Raw genomic sequence first — 1,080 nt, 5'->3', positions numbered from 1 at the left:
GTCGGCGACGGGGTCAACGACGCGCCCGCCCTCGCCGCCGCCCACTCCGGCATCGCGATGGGCCGCGCCGGATCCGACCTGGCCCTGGAGACCGCCGACGCGGTCATCGTCCGCGACGAGCTCGCCACCGTCCCGGCGGTCGTCCGCCTGTCCCGTGCCGCCCGCCGCCTGGTGGTGCAGAACCTGGTCATCGCCGGCACGTTCATCACCGTCCTGGTCGTCTGGGACCTGGTCGGCCACCTCCCGCTGCCGCTCGGGGTCGCGGGCCACGAGGGCTCGACCGTGCTGGTCGGCCTGAACGGGCTGCGGCTGCTGCGCGAGTCCGCGTGGCGGCCCGACCGATCCGGGTGATCCGGGCCGGTCCTGGACAGCCGAGGTTGATGTCGGAATCTCGCCAGCCCGCATGCGTCCGGTACCGGATGCTGGACGCATGCAGATGGGGATGCACACCGAAACCGAGCGCTGTGTCCGCGCCGTCCGGTCCAAGGACGCCCGCTTCGACGGCTGGTTCTTCACCGCCGTCCTGACCACCGGGATCTACTGCCGGCCCAGCTGCCCGGTCGTGCCGCCCAAGCCGGAGAACATGGTGTTCCATCCGAGCGCGGCCGCCTGCCAGCAGGCCGGCTTCCGGGCCTGCAAGCGCTGCCGCCCGGACACCAGCCCCGGCTCCCCGGAGTGGAACCAGCGCGCCGACCTCGTCGCCCGCGCCATGCGGCTGATCGCCGACGGCGTCGTGGACCGCGAGGGCGTCCCCGGCCTCGCCGCCCGGCTCGGCTACAGCACCCGGCAGGTCGAACGCCAGCTGCTCGCCGAGCTGGGCGCAGGCCCGCTCGCCCTCGCCCGCGCCCAGCGGGCCCAGACGGCCCGCCTGCTGATCGAGACGACGGCCCTGCCGATGGCGGAGATCGCCTTCGCCGCGGGCTTCGCCTCCATCCGCACCTTCAACGACACCGTCCGCGAGGTCTACGCCCTCACCCCCAGCGACCTGCGGGCCCGCACACCTCGGAGATACCCGGCCGGGGCTCCCGCCGGCACCCCCGGAGCGATCTCCCTCCGCCTCCCCTTCCGCGCCCCCCTCAA

1 protein-coding gene and 1 pseudogene are annotated in these 1,080 nt (G+C 74.4%); both read left to right on the top strand.

Annotation, left to right across the window (positions count from 1 at the left end; genetic code table 11):
* Positions 1-351: pseudogene (locus tag CCN42_RS36695) on the top strand (heavy metal translocating P-type ATPase); the annotation flags it as partial.
* Between the two features lie 79 nt (positions 352-430).
* The coding region (locus CCN42_RS36690; protein ID WP_143662151.1) for a bifunctional transcriptional activator/DNA repair enzyme AdaA at positions 431-1,080 on the top strand (650 nt) is incomplete at its 3' end.

This window comes from Streptomyces glaucescens (assembly GCF_002154375.1).
In the GTDB taxonomy this organism is placed as follows: domain Bacteria; phylum Actinomycetota; class Actinomycetes; order Streptomycetales; family Streptomycetaceae; genus Streptomyces; species Streptomyces glaucescens.
This window is presented reverse-complemented; position numbering and strand designations above follow the sequence as displayed.